This window comes from Bacillus sp. EB600, from assembly GCF_024494385.1.
Lineage (GTDB): Bacteria > Bacillota > Bacilli > Bacillales > Cytobacillaceae > JAEVLT01.
The window spans coordinates 135,884-150,691 of record NZ_JAEVLT010000008.1 but is presented as its reverse complement, the minus strand read 5'-3'; the positions used below and the strand labels follow the sequence as shown (position 1 = coordinate 150,691).

Here is a 14,808-nt window from a genome sequence, read left to right as displayed (position 1 = left end):
TTTGAAGGGCTCAAAAGTTTAGGCAATTGTTTTTTTTCGCAGTAAATCTTTCCACTGTTTTAAGAGCTTTTTCCTCAGCTTCTTCAACATAGTGGATCATCTCCTCACTTCTTATTTTATACGATCCTTGTCCAATGTAAAGAAGCCAAAAATAATTAGTGAAGTTTTTTAAGAAAAAACAGCTTCTTTTTGTTATTATTATATGATGAATTCGCGGAAATCATCATGGATAAACATGGAATTACCGTGATTTAAAGAAATTGACAAAAAATAAACGAAAGTTTAATCTTAAATTTTATAAATTACATTATATAAGAATTGAAACATCTATCAATCATTGCTTTTCCTATAAAGAGCAGAAAGAGCAATCCTTATCGACTAGTAGCAGGGGGGCTGAACTAGACAGTTCTCAAAGCGAAAAGAATAAAATTTGGTACTAAAAAAAGTCGGCCAATTATAGCCGGCTTTTTTGTACATGCGCTTCCGCTTTTCTTTTTATCGCTCAATTGCAATAGCATCGTTAATTGGTTTATAAGGGTCTTGCTTATCGATACGGTCATAAAACATAATGCCATTTAAATGGTCAATTTCATGCTGGAAAACGATTGCCGGCATTCCTTTAAGGCGAAGCTTTACCTCGTTTCCATCTAGATCAAACCCTTTAACTGTTACACGAGCATGGCGGGGGACATAACCCGGTCTTGCTTCATCAACTGAAAGACAACCCTCACCAGAAAGTAAGTATGCATTTTCAACCGAATGGCTTACGATTTTTGGATTGAAAAGGGCATAGCTATATAATTTTCCTTTGTCATCAAGAACATGTACAGCGATCATTCGTTTTGAAACATTAATTTGCGGTGCAGCAAGTCCTACACCACCACGCAGCCCGTATGTTGCTGCTATTTCCTCATTTTGGCTGTTTATGACATATTCCATCATATCTTTAAGTATCTGTTTATCTTCATCCGAAGCTGGCAGTTGAACCTCTGCTGCCACCTTTCTAAGGGTAGGATGGCCGTCACGAATAATATCCTCCATCGTCAACATGGCAAATTTCACTCCTGTACTTGCAACCATTAATTGCAGTTTTCGTTCTGACAATAGTCTATCAAATAATTCATGAAAAGTTAACAAATTGACCTGAAATTTATCATCAATGAACTAGCAAAACTGAACAAAGATGAAATGACTGTTCAAAAAGGGATGACTTCTTTTGAAATTATCATATTGTGTAGTAAATAACGTCTAGATATAGTTAGAAATAATAATCTTGATCGGGGGGATAGATTGAATAGAAGAATAAAAATTTTTCCAACATGTTTCATTCTCGTAGTTACCTGTGTTTTATCAGCTTGTGTTCACCAAGAAACGCCTGCTGATAAAATTTATACGGTCCTTGAAAAGGTTGCAACAATAGAAACTGGCTTTGAGGAGGTCTAGGATCCACTTGTTAAAGTAGAAAAAAAAGAAAAAGCAACCTATGACAAAATTAACGGACTTGGTGTGCAGCAGTATGACGAACGAGTTACTCTTTCAAACGATACTCTGACAATGGTAAGCGAAAGAAAGAAATACATGGAAAAAGAGACCAAGAGTTTGCAGAAATCGGAAAAAATTTTTAAAAAAATAGCAGCCATGAAAATGGAGATTGACGATAAGAAATTAAAAAAACAAGTTAACGAGCTCTATGATTTAATGATCAGCCGTTACAGAGCACACGATGTTTTAAACAAAGAATATCTCAATGGTAGAACTTATGATCAACAATTATACGTAATGTTAAAGGATAAAAATGTTTCAATTGATAAATGGGGAGCACAGGTGGAAATGGTAAATACAACCTATAAAAAGATTTATGCAGCAAATGACCAATTTAATAAATTAACTGAGAAGTATAATGATATAAAGCTTCTATTTTATAAAAAGGCAGGACTTGTAAAAATATAAAATCAAGAAGAACCGGCATTAATGGTGCCGGTTCCTTTTGTCCAATGGACCACTCATTGAAACTTGTTTAGCTCCATATGTCATAAGACAAGCGAAATCACTTTTCGTTGTCAAGAATATTTGTGAATATTTTTTGAACTTTTCTATAACACTTTGTGAACATCACTTGTGTTTGTAATACAGATGAATGAAAAATAGTAATACAGGTCGAATTTTGTCTCTTCATGTAATTAAGGTTAAAATGTTGAAAATAAAGTATTTATAGGTTGACGCGTAAGAATAGTTGGTGTAAACTCAAAAATGGATAAAGGAATTGTATCAGTTATTTTTTAAAAAGGACTAATACAGAAAGAGAGACTACCGATAAGAAGTCCTTTTTTATAATTCTTATCATTAACTAGCTCATCTTATCTTTTCAAGATGTTGCACAGATGTCATTTTAAAAGTGAAAAAACTTTAGCATTTTTCGTTTTTATTCAGTTTTTGGGCAATCTATATGAGTGAACTAACTATATTTTATTTGAATGTCTTTTAGAGAAAGGAAGAGGTGACTATTATGGCTTCTAAAACACAGAACGCCCCGCTCGATGCAAAGAAAACGCTCGACCTAGTTGCAGATCAATTTCAAACCCTTCAAATTTTAAATGAAGAAGGACAGGTAGTTAATGAAGCAGCAATGCCTGACATCACTGATGAACAATTACAGGAATTAATGCGCCGCATGGTATACACACGTATCCTTGATCAACGTTCAATCTCTCTTAATCGTCAAGGAAGATTAGGGTTCTATGCTCCAACTGCTGGACAAGAGGCATCGCAATTAGCCTCACAATTTGCGCTTGAAAAAGAGGATTTCATCTTACCAGGATATCGTGATGTTCCACAAATTATCTGGCATGGCCTTCCTTTATACCAAGCATTCTTGTGGTCAAGAGGACATTTTGAAGGTGGACAAATTCCTGATGGGGTCAATGTGGCTATCCCTCAAATCATTATTGGTGCACAATATGTTCAAACTGCAGGGGTTGCACTTGGAATGAAAAAGCGAGGAGCTAAATCAGTAGCGATTACCTATACAGGTGACGGTGGTACGTCTCAAGGCGATTTCTATGAAGGAATGAACTTTGCGGGCGCATTTAAAGCTCCAGCCATTTTTATCGTGCAAAATAACCAGTTTGCTATTTCAACTCCTCGTGAGAAACAAACCGCTGCAGTTACACTTGCTCAAAAAGCAGTTGCAGCCGGAATCCCTGGAATCCAAGTTGATGGAATGGATCCTCTTGCTGTTTATGCTGCAGTAAAGGATGCTCGTGAGCGTGCAATTAATGGTGAAGGACCAACACTCATCGAAACGTTAACCTATCGTTATGGTCCACATACGATGGCTGGAGATGACCCAACTCGTTATCGTACGGCAGATCTTGATAATGAGTGGGAAAAGAAAGATCCACTTGTACGTTTCCGCAAGTTCTTAGAAAACAAAGGACTATGGAATGAAGAAAAAGAAAATCAAGTAATCGACCAAGCAAAAGAGGATATTAAAGAAGCAATCAAAAAAGCTGATGCTGCTCCAAAGCAAAAAGTTACTGATTTAATGTCCATTATGTATGAAGAAATGCCTCAAAACTTAAAAGAACAATATGAAATATATAAAGCAAAGGAGTCGAAGTAAATCATGGCTCAAATGACAATGATTCAAGCAATTACTGATGCGATGCGTTCAGAATTGCAAAATGATCCGAATGTTTTAGTCTTTGGGGAAGACGTTGGGTTAAACGGCGGTGTATTCCGTGCAACGGAAGGTTTACAAAAGGAATTCGGGGAAGAGCGTGTTTTTGATACGCCACTTGCTGAATCAGGTATCGGCGGATTAGCCTCAGGTCTAGCCTTACAAGGTTTTCGTCCTGTTGCAGAAATCCAATTCTTCGGTTTTGTCTTTGAAGTAATGGACTCCATTTCCGGTCAGTTGGCTCGACTACGCTACCGGACCGGAGGCAAACATCATGCACCTGTTACCATTCGTGCTCCTTTTGGCGGTGGTGTACACACTCCAGATATGCATGCTGATAGTTTAGAAGGATTAATGGCTCAACAGCCTGGATTAAAGGTTGTTATTCCATCTACTCCATATGATGCAAAGGGTTTGCTTATTTCAGCTATTCGTGACAATGATCCGGTTATTTTCTTAGAACACATGAAGTTATATCGTTCTTTCCGTCAAGATGTTCCTGAGGAGGGATACACAATCCCATTAGGCAAAGCTGATGTGAAACGGGAAGGAAAAGATATTTCAATAATTACTTATGGCGCAATGGTCCATGAGTCATTAAAAGCTGCTGAAGAATTAGAGAAAGAAGGCTACTCTGCTGAAGTAATCGATTTGCGTACAGTAAGCCCAATTGATATCGAAACGATTATTGCCTCAGTCGAAAAAACAGGTCGGGCAATCGTTGTTCAAGAAGCACAAAAACAGGCAGGCATTGCAGCGCATGTTGTTGCAGAAATTAATGACCGTGCTATTCTGAGTCTTGAAGCACCTGTTTTACGTGTGGCCGCTCCTGACACTGTATTTCCGTTTCCTCAAGCGGAAGCTGCATGGCTTCCAAATTACAAAGATGTATTGGCAACAGCGAAAAAAGTATTATCATTCTAATTATGAGAGGGCGACCGTATACTCTGTTTCCCTTTACGCATTAATAAAAAAGGTTGAACTATGAAATATTAGGAGGGTGAACCCTAGTGTCATTTCAATTTAAGCTGCCTGACATTGGTGAAGGTATTCACGAAGGTGAAATTGTAAAATGGTTTATTAAACCAGGCGATAAGGTCCAAGAAGATGATGTATTATGCGAAGTGCAAAATGATAAAGCAGTTGTAGAAATTCCATCTCCAGTTGAAGGTACTGTTCTAGAAGTTATGGTGGAGGAAGGTACAGTTGCAACTGTTGGACAAGTTCTCGTTTCGTTTGATGCACCAGGATATGAAGATCTAAAATTTAAAGGCGACGAAGAAGAAGATGCCCCTCAAGCGGCAGCACCAGCACAACCAGCAGTAGCAGCAGCACCAGTACCACAAGCTGCACCGGCAGCGACTGCACAGCCGCAGGCTGAGGTTGACCCGAATCGACGTGTAATTGCCATGCCATCTGTTCGGAAATATGCTCGGGACAAAGGTGTGGACATTCGTTTGGTAGCCGGTACTGGCGAGAATGGCCGTGTGTTAAAAACAGATATTGATGCATTCCAAGGCGGGGCAGCGGCACCACAAGCAGCCGCTCAAGCACCAGTAATAGGAGAACAAGCAGCTCCAGCTGCAACTCCGATTCCTCAAGGTGAATATCCAGAAACACGCGAAAAAATGAGCGGAATTCGTAAGGCAATTGCCAAAGCTATGGTTAACTCTAAACATACCGCTCCACATGTTACTTTAATGGATGAAGTTGATGTAACGAAGCTTGTTAAACACCGTAAAAAATTCAAAGAAGTTGCGGCTGCAAAAGGTATTAAGCTTACTTTCTTGCCTTATGTTGTAAAAGCATTAACAAGTGCATTAAGAGAGTTCCCTGTTTTAAATACATCATTGGATGATGCAACTAGTGAAATTGTCCAAAAGCATTACTATAATATTGGAATTGCTGCTGATACGGAAAGAGGCTTATTAGTTCCTGTTGTGAAAGATGCAGACCGCAAGTCAGTTTTCAATATTTCTAATGAAATTAATGAACTTGCTACGAAAGCACGTGATGGCAAGTTGGCACCAAATGAAATGAAAGGTGCATCTTGTACTATATCAAACATTGGTTCAGCTGGTGGACAATGGTTTACACCTGTAATTAACCATCCTGAAGTAGCCATTCTTGGTGTAGGACGAATCGCTGAAAAACCAATTGTTAGAGATGGTGAAATTGTAGCAGCACCTGTTCTTGCCCTTTCATTAAGTTTTGATCACCGCATGATCGACGGAGCTACAGCACAGAATGCAATGAATCACATCAAGAGATTGTTAAACGATCCTGAACTATTGTTAATGGAGGCGTAAGTAAATGGTAGTCGGAGATTTCCCAATTGAAACAGATACTATAGTTATTGGTGCAGGACCTGGTGGGTATGTAGCGGCAATTCGCGCTGCCCAACTAGGACAAAAAGTAACGATTGTTGAAAAAGAGTATATTGGCGGCGTTTGTTTAAACGTCGGCTGTATTCCTTCAAAAGCAATAATTGCTGCGGGTCACCGCTATGAAACAGCAATACATTCGGATGCATATGGAATTACAGCAGAGAATGTAAAAGTTGATTTTTCAAAGGTTCAACAATGGAAAGCTGGTATTGTTAAAAAGTTAACTGGCGGCGTTGAAGGACTTTTAAAAGGAAATAAAGTAGATATCGTTCGTGGTGAAGCATTCTTTGTAGACAGTAATTCACTACGGGTGATGGGCGAAAAAAATGCTCAAACCTACAATTTTAAAAATGCGATTATTGCGACGGGATCCCGTCCAATCGAATTGCCAACGTTTAAATATTCAAAACGCGTTCTAAATTCGACTGGTGCTCTCGATTTAGCTGAAATCCCTGAAAAAATCGTTGTCATTGGCGGTGGGGTTATCGGAATTGAACTCGGCGGTTCTTATGCAAATTTTGGTACCCAAGTAACGATTTTAGAGGGTGCAGATGAAATACTAGGCGTAGGCTTTGAAAAACAAATGTCAGCCCTTGTTAAGAAAAGTATGAAGAAAAAGGGTGTGGAATTCTATACCAAAGCAATGGCAAAAGGTGTAGAAGAAACTGAAAATGGCGTTACTGTAACCTTTGAGGTAAAAGGCGAAGAAAAGAAAATTGACGCTGATTATGTATTCGTAATGGTCGGACGCCGTCCTAATACTGATGAAATGGGTCTTGAACAAGCTGGAGTGAAAATGTCAGACCGTGGAATAATTGAAATTGATAAACAATGCCGTACGAATGTCAGCAATATTTATGCAATTGGTGATGTTGTCCCAGGTCCGCAATTAGCACATAAGGCATCCTACGAAGCAAAAGTCGCAGCTGAGGCCATTGCTGGACATCCATCTGAAATTGACTATGTTGGGATCCCAGCAGTTGTTTTCTCAGACCCAGAGTTGGCAACAGTTGGTTATACTGAAAAACAAGCAAAAGATGAAGGCATTGCAGTTGTAGCAGCGAAATTTCCTTATGCAGGTAATGGACGTGCCCTATCACTCGATAGTACAGATGGGTTTGTAAAGCTTGTTACCCGTAAAGAAGATGGACTTGTTATCGGTGCACAAATTGCCGGTGCAAATGCATCAGATATAATTTCGGAGTTAGGCTTGGCTGTTGAAGCAGGAATGACTGCTGAAGACATTGCAATGACAATCCATGCTCACCCGACACTTGGAGAAATGACAATGGAAGCTGCAGAAGTAGCTCTTGGAACTCCAATTCATGTTCTTAAGTAAGATATCAAAACGACTTTCCTAACTGGGGAAAGTCGTTTTTTTTTAAACTTTTGAAATGAAAAATAACTTTTTAATCTAATCATATACATAAAATAAGTATAAGAAGGAAAAAATATGGTGGTGGAGGTAATGAAAGTCTATGTTGTAATTATCATTCAATTTATTATTTGGAGTGGTTATACGGTTGTTGCATGGCTTTCGAACCATGATCAGCTTGTCTACAAAGTAATTATGTTTTTTATATTTTACTATTTAGCTTTTATACTTGGCCGTACGCTTACAAAATCAGGGCCAAAAGCATTTTTCCTCACTTCGTTAAGTCTAACCATATATGCGTCCATTCATTTTACCCTTGCACATTTTTCTTAACAAAAAGGTACTCAGCCAAATTACACGACTGCCCACAAAAAAGCTCCCAATAGGGAGCATTACTAAAGAATAAGAAAGTATAGAATTTTGAACTTAGATAACTGTCTAGCTCCAGCACCCAGCGACTAGTGTACTTCGCCCACCTCCCTACGATTAGTCAAGCACGTATGCGCTAACGCTCCTCGTGTTTCCTTTATCTCAGTCGGTGTGCTCCAGTCCATACGGACTTGCACAGGATGTGCTGACGTCGACGTTCGCCACAGGATGTGGCGGTTTCTAGTCGACGTTCCTTAATTCGGGCGCTTTCGCTTTTCTTACTTTCTAGGATAAAAGTACATTATTCTTCCGTTAAATAGATGAAGCTCACCTTGCAATTTTTTTCCAAGGAATTTGCAAAATTCATTTGCTTTTCCTTTATCCCCGAAGGTTGATTGATCAGGTAATGTTAGTTGTATGTATGTTTGTTCTTTCTCCTCACCGTTTTCATCACGAGAAACTTCTTTATCAACGCCAACCAAAATTGCATTATATCGTTCATGATTGCTAGAAAGATAAAACCATTTGCCTTTTCCCTCTTCTGTTTCTTTTATTTCATATGGAAAGGCATAATTCTCATAATCCCACTCTAATTCTTCTCCGGTTTTTCCGGTTATTTGCTGATAATATAAGAATAGTTCCTTTACTTCGTCGATTGTAATTGTTTGCTTTAAGGATGAAGGCACTAGCTTTATATAGGCATTTATCGCCATCCAATATTCCTCCTCAGGTATCCGTATGTATATGCTACTTTATTTTAGCACTGATTAAAATGCAATGACAACACTTACGAAGAATTGTCTTGTTTTATTAAAAAAAATGGGTTACAATTAAATTCTTAATATTCAAAAAACATTGGAGGAATAATATGGAATTATTTGGAAAGCTCTACGATGAGCAGGAAAACGTTCAAGTAAGATTTGTTGGTTTTACCACGGAACAAAGCCGCTATGATTTTGGGATCGTCTACACAAATATGTTTTTTGGAAAGCCTCTAGTTGTTTGCATGCAAACCGGCCGATCCACACTCCTCGATCCAAGAGATCTCGAAGATTTAGACCACTTGCAAACTGTATTCCATATCCAAACTAAGCAGCAGGCTGCTGATCTAGCTGATTTTTTCAGTGAAGCCCTTCCTACTCTTCCATTTACAACACAATATGAATAATTTAAGTGAATAAAAAACAGATAAGCAGGCTAATGGCAAAGCCTGTTTTTTCTAATTAAGGAATTATAAATTATTACCCTATTGATAACTTTGAATGAATCTAATCATCGTCTAGCTCCAGCGCCCAGCGGCTACTGTACTTCGCAAAATGGGCGCTTCCGCTTTTATTTTTTGCACATTATTACTAATTAAGTATTACTGAGATTACAAAAAAACTTTAATGTGATATACAATTTAGGCTTGAAATGTTAAATGTGTTATATTATTATAAGTGTAAGGAAGTTGAAACGCTTTCATGAAATTAAGATAATGAGAAGGGGATTGAAATGATGGGTACACTTGTATGCCAAGATTGTGAGTCTACTATTACTCATTTTGAAGATGAAAAAGTAACTGTTCTTTATGGTAAATGCCATTGCTGTAGTGATGATAATCACAAGGAACAAGGGAAATAAAGCGAATCTAAACTAAATAACTTTTTATTTTATAACATAAACAGGGCTCCTGGAAAGGAACCCTGTTTTTTTATAGTCTAGCTTCGATAGCTTTGCATCCCACGAAGGAAAAGCATTAGCTTTTTCGAGGACGTGCTAGTGCCGGCGTTGCCGAGGACGGCAGTGCTTTTTAGTCGGCTAGTGCCCAGCGTAGTGTACTCCGCTAAACGGGTGCTTTTAGCTTTTCTTATTCGATGGCTTTATATTCTTTAATAACCCGAATGGTTTTAATTTCGTCGTCTTCTGGTCCTTGGACAGGAAGACCTACCTCTAAGTTTTCGCGAATATAGTGAAGGTTTTCCTTTGTAATAATTTCACCTGGTATAAAAATAGGAATTCCCGGTGGATAAACCATAATAAATTCAGCAATAATTCTACCCTCTGATTCCTCAAATGGTATCGTTTCTGTTTCTGCATAAAAGGCATCTCTTGGCGTAAGAGCAAGGAGTGGGATATCTGGTAAGAGAACTTGCAAAGGTACAATCTTTTCAGTGCGGTGCTCACATTCATCCGCAAGCTCCTTTAACGCCTGGATTAAAATATTGGCTTCTGTTTCTGTATCTCCAGGTGATATGATACAAAGGATGTTATAAAGGTCTGACAATTCAACCTCAATATTATATTTTTCCCTTAGCCATTTTTCTACTTCAAATCCACTGATTCCTAAATCCTTTACAGAAATAATTAGCTTCGTTGGATCATAGCCAAAGGTGGCTTTTGAACCTAATATTTCTTCTCCAACACAATACAAGTGTTCAATTTCATTTATTTGCTTCCGAATCGACTGTGAGAGTTTTATTGTTTTATTAATGAGTTCCCTACCTTCTGTTGCCAAGCGTTTACGTGCTACATCTAGGGAAGCTAGCAATAAATAGGATGTCGAAGTAGTCGTTAACATGCTTAAGATTGATTGCACACGTTTCGCGGAAACAAGACCATCCTTTACATTAAGAATGGAGCTTTGGGTCATTGAACCGCCCAGCTTATGAACGCTAGTTGCCGCCATATCAGCTCCTGCCTGCATAGCTGAAAGTGGGAGTTCATCATGAAAATGAATATGGGCTCCATGTGCTTCATCGACTAATACTGGGACATTGTGAGAATGTGCAATTTCAACAATCTTCTTTAAATCAGCAGATATACCGAAATAAGTTGGATTGATAACAAGTACACCCTTTGCATCAGGGTGTTGTTGTAGAGCCTTTTCAACGGAATCATTTGTAATGCCGTGTGAAATTCCGAGATTTTCATCAATTTCCGGATGAATAAACACAGGAATAGCTCCCGAGAATACAATTGCTGACATAACTGATTTATGAACATTCCTAGGAACAATAATTTTATCGTCTGGACCACATACTGCCATAACCATCGTCATAATTGCCCCGCTCGTTCCTTGGACAGAAAAAAAGGTATGGTCAGCGCCAAATGCTTCAGCGGCAAGGTCTTGAGCTTGTTTAATAATCCCTTTTGGCTGGTGAAGATCATCAAGAGGGCTGATGTTTATTAAATCAATGGATAAGGCATTATCTCCAATAAAACTTCTAAATTCAGGGTCAATTCCAGTTCCTTTTTTATGCCCAGGAATATGGAATTGAACTGGGTTTTTCTTTGCATGTTCTAATAAACCGCTAAATAACGGTGTTTCATATTGTGACATTTTTTCTCTACACCTCTATTTCAAAAAATACTCTTTAATTGTAACGCTAATTTTCAAAACATATGAATTATAGCATTATAACCCTTCGTTGCATAGAAAAAATCACGTTTTGTTTATTCTTTCTCAGTTTATCTTAGTTTTGCATATTAAAAGGAAAATTACCCTTTATGAACGAAATAACTAGTAAATCAATTATTAGGAGGCTTAAAAGTGAATTGGAACACTCGAGTAACAGAGCTATTAAATATTAAATATCCGATTATTCAAGGCGGACTTGCCTATCTTGCTTATTCAGAGTTAGCAGCCGCTGTGTCAAACGCTGGCGGGCTAGGTCAAATTACAGCCATGTCACTTGCTGATCCTGAAAGTCTGAGGTCTGAGATTCGCAAAGTAAAAAAGTTAACCTCCAAGCCATTTGGGGTTAATTATGCGATCGGACAGCATGGTAGACCGTTTAGTGACATGTTACAGGTTGCAATTGATGAGGAAGTCCCTGTAGTAACGATGACAGGGGGGAATCCTGCCCCAATTTTGGACCAATTAAAAGGAACAAATAGTAAAAAACTGGTTCTTGTTGCAGCAAGACGACAGGCTGAAAAAGCGGAAGAACTTGGTGCTGATGCTGTTATCGTTGTCGGGCAGGAGGGCGGTGGTCACCTTGGAAGAGATGATATCGGAACAATGGTTTTGATCCCTCAAGTAGTAGATTCAGTATCTATTCCTGTTATTGCTTCCGGGGGTATTGGCGACGGACGTGGGCTAATGGCATCACTGACCCTAGGAGCTGAAGGGATTGAAATGGGGACGAGATTCATCGCAACCAAGGAATGTGTACATGCTGATGCTGCTTATAAAAAAGCCCTTGTTGAAGGAAAAGAAATGGATACAATAGTTATTAAACGATCGATTGGAGCCCCAGCAAGAGCAATAGCCAATAGTTGGACAAAAAAAATCATGGAAATTGAAAAAATAGGCGGCGGATATGAGCAGCTAAAACACTTAGTGAGCGGTCAAGCAAATACTAGGTATATCCATGAGGGAAAAATAGATGAAGGATTTGCGTGGGCCGGTCAGGTGATGGGATTAATAAGAGATGTGCCAACAGTAGAGGAGCTTTTTAACCGGATCATTTCAGATGCAGAACAAATCCGGAAAAGATGGGGAAATGAATAATCTTTATTCTATTTCCTAAATGGGTTACAGTTAGAAGTATACAAAATTAAAGCAGGTGACAAAATGGAGTATCAGTATCCCATTGACTACCATTGGACAACAGATGAGACAATCGATGTCATTCATTTTTTCGAGGCGATTGAAAAGGCCTACGAGAAAGGTATTAGACGCGAAGATTTAATGGCGGCATACCGCCGTTTTAAAAAGGTTGTCCCTAGTATTGCCGAAGAAAAAAAGCTTTGCGGTGAGTTTGAAGAAATAAGCGGATATTCTTCATATCGTACAATTAAAAAGGCAAAAGAGGCAGATGTTTCCGACAAGATTTTAATGAAATAATTAGAAAAAGCAGAAGAAATTAAAACAAGGCTACTGATGGTGTCAGTAGCCTTGTCGCATAGTATTAAATTTTTGCAAAGGCGCTTTTTTTACAACGATAATTTGTATATTGGGAACAATGTCTTGAATGTATCTTCGACAAGTGAAACAAATGCTTCTCCATCAGTCAATAAGGGGTCATTCGATTGAACATGACGTCCAACAAGAAATTCCGCCTTTTTCACGTCACGGAATCGTTCAAGCGAGTGCTTCATGTTGATTTCTTTTATTGACATAGACTCCTTTTTCATATGGTCAAGTGAAATGACAAAATCGTCGGGAATCTCTTTAAAGGTTTTCAGGTTATTCAGGAATTTCTTTGCAATTTCTGTCTTGTTTGGCAATTCGTAAATGAACGCAAGCCAAATAAAAACATGATCGTCAAACAATCCAACTTGGAAATGCGGGTGTTGTTTGTATCCACGTTTGTTCGCTGCAATCGCTAGCCATGTATCTTGGGGGGCATTGATGGTTCGACGGGCGTGTTTTGCAATATGTAAAAACATTTCATTTCCGGCTAATGTAGAAAGTTCGTCCGTTAACAATTGCCCTATTTCTTGGAACTTTGGACGAATGCGTTCTTGAATTGCTATCATTCTTGCGTTAAGACCTTCTATTTTAAATGTATCAAAATCATCGTTTGAAAAGCCAGAAAAATTCATTTTATCCTCCCAGGTTCTTTTTCCAATTATTTTAACATAATAGTGGTTTGACTGAAATTTTCCTGCTTTTGACGAATTCATAGGTGTTAGCACATATTTGTTGCAAACATTCATTAATTTTCATATTATAATAATAAAAATAATCAGAAAAATCAGTTAATGATAGGGGAGGGTTTTAAAATATGAAACAATTGATGAATACATCTCGCAAAAAATCAAGTGATAAAGAACGGTCTGCAGTATTAAGATTGGAAATGGATTATGAGCTGGCGACACTTTTTGAGGCTATGTCAGAAAAAAATGGAGAAAAGATGAAGTATTGTAAGCAAAAGCTAGAAAGAATCCGCCAAGAGCTACTGCGGTTAAAAGCTCTTTAATAGTAAGTAATTCAACTAAGGGGAAACATGGAATAATGGATGTAGATATATTTTTAAACTAGCGCGAACTCCTATTGATGAAGTAGATAGGAGTTCGTTTGTTTTTGTATTGATTCTTTTTAGAAAAATAGATAAACAACAAGGCGAGCTAAAAGTTGATGGTCTTAACCTTATTGGATAAGCTTATAATAGTAATGATGTCTCTTCGATAAAAATACATAAGACCAAAGGTGAAGGGTCGAAATGGGGGTTACATAATGAATTGGGAAAAAATAGATGCTTTTGCTAAGCAATGGGTCAAGGAGGCTGGAATTAGGATCCGCGCTTCTTTTGAAATGAAGTTGGACATTCAAACGAAATCAAACCCCAATGATCTGGTAACAAATATTGATCGGGAGGTTGAACAATTCTTCATTGAAAAAATTAGAGAAACGTTTCCAGACCATAAAATCTTAGGAGAAGAAGGATTTGGCGATGACCTGAAAAGTATGGAAGGAATCGTCTGGATGCTTGATCCTATTGATGGAACGATGAATTTTGTCCATCAGCAGCACGATTTTGCGATATCTGTAGGTATATACGAAGATGGAGTAGGAAAAATTGGTGTTATTTATGATGTTGTCCGCGACGAGATGTACCATGCCATAAGAGGCAGTGGTGCATATTTAAATGAAAAAAGACTGACTGGACTACGGGAAGTAGATGTCTCTAAAGCTATAATTGGCATAAATCCAACGTGGTTAATGGAAAATCATCGAATTGACCATAACCTGCTCATACCGCTTGCAAAAGATGCAAGGGGGTTACGATCATACGGTTCTGCTGCGCTGGAAATGGCCTATGTGGCAGCGGGGAGAATTGATGCATATATTGCCTTAAGGCTCGCTCCATGGGATTTTGGAGGGGGATCCATCATTGTAGAGGAGGCAGGAGGGGTTGTAACGAATTTAAAAGGAAAAAAATTAGACTTTCTGACAAAAGACACCCTGCTCGTAGCCAAGCCTGGATTTCACCAAACAATTTTAAAAAAATATTTAAACGATGGTAATTGGTAATACTAAAAAAGAAAGAAGCCTGAATCAATCAGGC

Annotated in this window: 16 protein-coding genes and 1 pseudogene; 13 read left to right on the top strand and 4 right to left on the bottom strand. The window is 38.3% G+C overall.

Going from position 1 to position 14,808, the window contains the following annotated elements; genetic code table 11:
- Window positions 1–495: 495 nt before the first annotated feature.
- The gene (gene def / locus JN080_RS11265) at window positions 496–1,050 is read right to left on the bottom strand and encodes a peptide deformylase (protein ID WP_256236157.1); all 555 of its coding nucleotides are present in this window, start codon (window positions 1,048–1,050) and stop codon (window positions 496–498) included.
- 240 nt (window positions 1,051–1,290) lie between these two features.
- On the opposite strand from def, the gene JN080_RS11260 reads away from it, so the two are divergent.
- From JN080_RS11260 to JN080_RS11230, 7 genes and pseudogenes are all read left to right on the top strand, one after another.
- Complete coding sequence (locus tag JN080_RS11260; protein ID WP_256236089.1) at window positions 1,291–1,443, top strand: YkyA family protein; 153 nt, start codon at window positions 1,291–1,293, stop codon at window positions 1,441–1,443.
- Window positions 1,444–1,458: 15 nt separating this feature from the next.
- Window positions 1,459–1,950, top strand: a pseudogene (locus tag JN080_RS11255) (YkyA family protein); the annotation flags it as partial.
- Window positions 1,951–2,506: 556 nt separating this feature from the next.
- Window positions 2,507–3,622 (top strand): pyruvate dehydrogenase (acetyl-transferring) E1 component subunit alpha, encoded by a 1,116-nt coding sequence (gene pdhA, locus JN080_RS11250; protein WP_256236088.1) that lies wholly within the window; start codon window positions 2,507–2,509, stop codon window positions 3,620–3,622.
- Between the two features lie 3 nt (window positions 3,623–3,625).
- Complete coding sequence (locus JN080_RS11245; RefSeq protein ID WP_256236087.1) at window positions 3,626–4,603, top strand: alpha-ketoacid dehydrogenase subunit beta; 978 nt, start codon at window positions 3,626–3,628, stop codon at window positions 4,601–4,603.
- 86 nt (window positions 4,604–4,689) lie between these two features.
- A complete protein-coding gene (locus JN080_RS11240) occupies window positions 4,690–5,988 on the top strand; it encodes a dihydrolipoamide acetyltransferase family protein (protein ID WP_256236086.1) in 1,299 nt (432 codons plus the stop codon).
- A 4-nt stretch (window positions 5,989–5,992) separates the two neighbouring features.
- Entirely contained in the window at window positions 5,993–7,405 is a 1,413-nt protein-coding gene (lpdA, locus tag JN080_RS11235; RefSeq protein ID WP_256236085.1) for a dihydrolipoyl dehydrogenase, read from the top strand.
- A gap of 129 nt (window positions 7,406–7,534) precedes the next feature.
- The gene (locus JN080_RS11230; RefSeq protein ID WP_256236084.1) at window positions 7,535–7,774 is read left to right on the top strand and encodes a hypothetical protein; all 240 of its coding nucleotides are present in this window, start codon (window positions 7,535–7,537) and stop codon (window positions 7,772–7,774) included.
- Window positions 7,775–8,088: 314 nt separating this feature from the next.
- Here the strand turns inward: JN080_RS11230 and JN080_RS11225 are convergent, their stop codons facing one another.
- Window positions 8,089–8,523 (bottom strand): DUF1885 family protein, encoded by a 435-nt coding sequence (locus JN080_RS11225; RefSeq protein ID WP_256236083.1) that lies wholly within the window; start codon window positions 8,521–8,523, stop codon window positions 8,089–8,091.
- Between the two features lie 155 nt (window positions 8,524–8,678).
- Here JN080_RS11225 and JN080_RS11220 point away from each other — a divergent pair, with 155 nt between their 5' ends.
- Together JN080_RS11220 and JN080_RS11215 are read left to right on the top strand one after the other, a co-directional pair.
- Window positions 8,679–8,978: a DUF3055 domain-containing protein gene (locus JN080_RS11220; RefSeq protein WP_256236082.1), complete on the top strand. Its 300-nt coding sequence runs from the start codon at window positions 8,679–8,681 to the stop codon at window positions 8,976–8,978.
- A gap of 329 nt (window positions 8,979–9,307) precedes the next feature.
- On the top strand, window positions 9,308–9,433 hold the full coding sequence (locus JN080_RS11215) for a GapA-binding peptide SR1P (RefSeq protein ID WP_256236081.1): 126 nt from the start codon (window positions 9,308–9,310) through the stop codon (window positions 9,431–9,433).
- A gap of 226 nt (window positions 9,434–9,659) precedes the next feature.
- Here the strand turns inward: JN080_RS11215 and JN080_RS11210 are convergent, their stop codons facing one another.
- On the bottom strand, window positions 9,660–11,132 hold the full coding sequence (locus tag JN080_RS11210) for an aminotransferase class I/II-fold pyridoxal phosphate-dependent enzyme (protein WP_256236080.1): 1,473 nt from the start codon (window positions 11,130–11,132) through the stop codon (window positions 9,660–9,662).
- Between the two features lie 210 nt (window positions 11,133–11,342).
- Here JN080_RS11210 and JN080_RS11205 point away from each other — a divergent pair, with 210 nt between their 5' ends.
- Window positions 11,343–12,305 carry an NAD(P)H-dependent flavin oxidoreductase gene (locus tag JN080_RS11205; protein WP_256236079.1) on the top strand — a complete coding sequence of 321 codons (963 nt, stop codon included), beginning with the start codon at window positions 11,343–11,345 and terminating at the stop codon, window positions 12,303–12,305.
- Between the two features lie 63 nt (window positions 12,306–12,368).
- Window positions 12,369–12,641, top strand: coding sequence for a UPF0223 family protein (locus tag JN080_RS11200; protein WP_256236078.1), 273 nt, complete (start codon window positions 12,369–12,371; stop codon window positions 12,639–12,641).
- An 89-nt stretch (window positions 12,642–12,730) separates the two neighbouring features.
- Here the strand turns inward: JN080_RS11200 and JN080_RS11195 are convergent, their stop codons facing one another.
- Complete coding sequence (locus tag JN080_RS11195; RefSeq protein WP_256236077.1) at window positions 12,731–13,342, bottom strand: YktB family protein; 612 nt, start codon at window positions 13,340–13,342, stop codon at window positions 12,731–12,733.
- Between the two features lie 182 nt (window positions 13,343–13,524).
- Between JN080_RS11195 and JN080_RS11190 the strand changes: the two genes are divergently transcribed.
- Both JN080_RS11190 and JN080_RS11185 read left to right on the top strand, forming a co-directional pair.
- Window positions 13,525–13,719 (top strand): hypothetical protein, encoded by a 195-nt coding sequence (locus JN080_RS11190; protein ID WP_256236076.1) that lies wholly within the window; start codon window positions 13,525–13,527, stop codon window positions 13,717–13,719.
- A gap of 257 nt (window positions 13,720–13,976) precedes the next feature.
- On the top strand, window positions 13,977–14,774 hold the full coding sequence (locus JN080_RS11185) for an inositol monophosphatase family protein (protein WP_305473915.1): 798 nt from the start codon (window positions 13,977–13,979) through the stop codon (window positions 14,772–14,774).
- Window positions 14,775–14,808 lie beyond the last annotated feature (34 nt).

Coding starts and splice junctions, on each gene's coding strand:
- JN080_RS11245 (WP_256236087.1), top strand. CDS start 3,626: ATGGCTCAAATGACAATGATTCAAGCAATTACTGATGCGATGCGTTCA.
- JN080_RS11220 (WP_256236082.1), top strand. CDS start 8,679: ATGGAATTATTTGGAAAGCTCTACGATGAGCAGGAAAACGTTCAAGTA.
- JN080_RS11225 (WP_256236083.1), bottom strand. CDS start 8,523: ATGGCGATAAATGCCTATATAAAGCTAGTGCCTTCATCCTTAAAGCAA.
- pdhA (WP_256236088.1), top strand. CDS start 2,507: ATGGCTTCTAAAACACAGAACGCCCCGCTCGATGCAAAGAAAACGCTC.
- def (WP_256236157.1), bottom strand. CDS start 1,050: ATGTTGACGATGGAGGATATTATTCGTGACGGCCATCCTACCCTTAGA.
- JN080_RS11210 (WP_256236080.1), bottom strand. CDS start 11,132: ATGTCACAATATGAAACACCGTTATTTAGCGGTTTATTAGAACATGCA.
- JN080_RS11230 (WP_256236084.1), top strand. CDS start 7,535: ATGAAAGTCTATGTTGTAATTATCATTCAATTTATTATTTGGAGTGGT.
- JN080_RS11185 (WP_305473915.1), top strand. CDS start 13,977: ATGAATTGGGAAAAAATAGATGCTTTTGCTAAGCAATGGGTCAAGGAG.
- JN080_RS11190 (WP_256236076.1), top strand. CDS start 13,525: ATGAAACAATTGATGAATACATCTCGCAAAAAATCAAGTGATAAAGAA.
- JN080_RS11200 (WP_256236078.1), top strand. CDS start 12,369: ATGGAGTATCAGTATCCCATTGACTACCATTGGACAACAGATGAGACA.
- JN080_RS11195 (WP_256236077.1), bottom strand. CDS start 13,342: ATGAATTTTTCTGGCTTTTCAAACGATGATTTTGATACATTTAAAATA.
- lpdA (WP_256236085.1), top strand. CDS start 5,993: ATGGTAGTCGGAGATTTCCCAATTGAAACAGATACTATAGTTATTGGT.
- JN080_RS11215 (WP_256236081.1), top strand. CDS start 9,308: ATGGGTACACTTGTATGCCAAGATTGTGAGTCTACTATTACTCATTTT.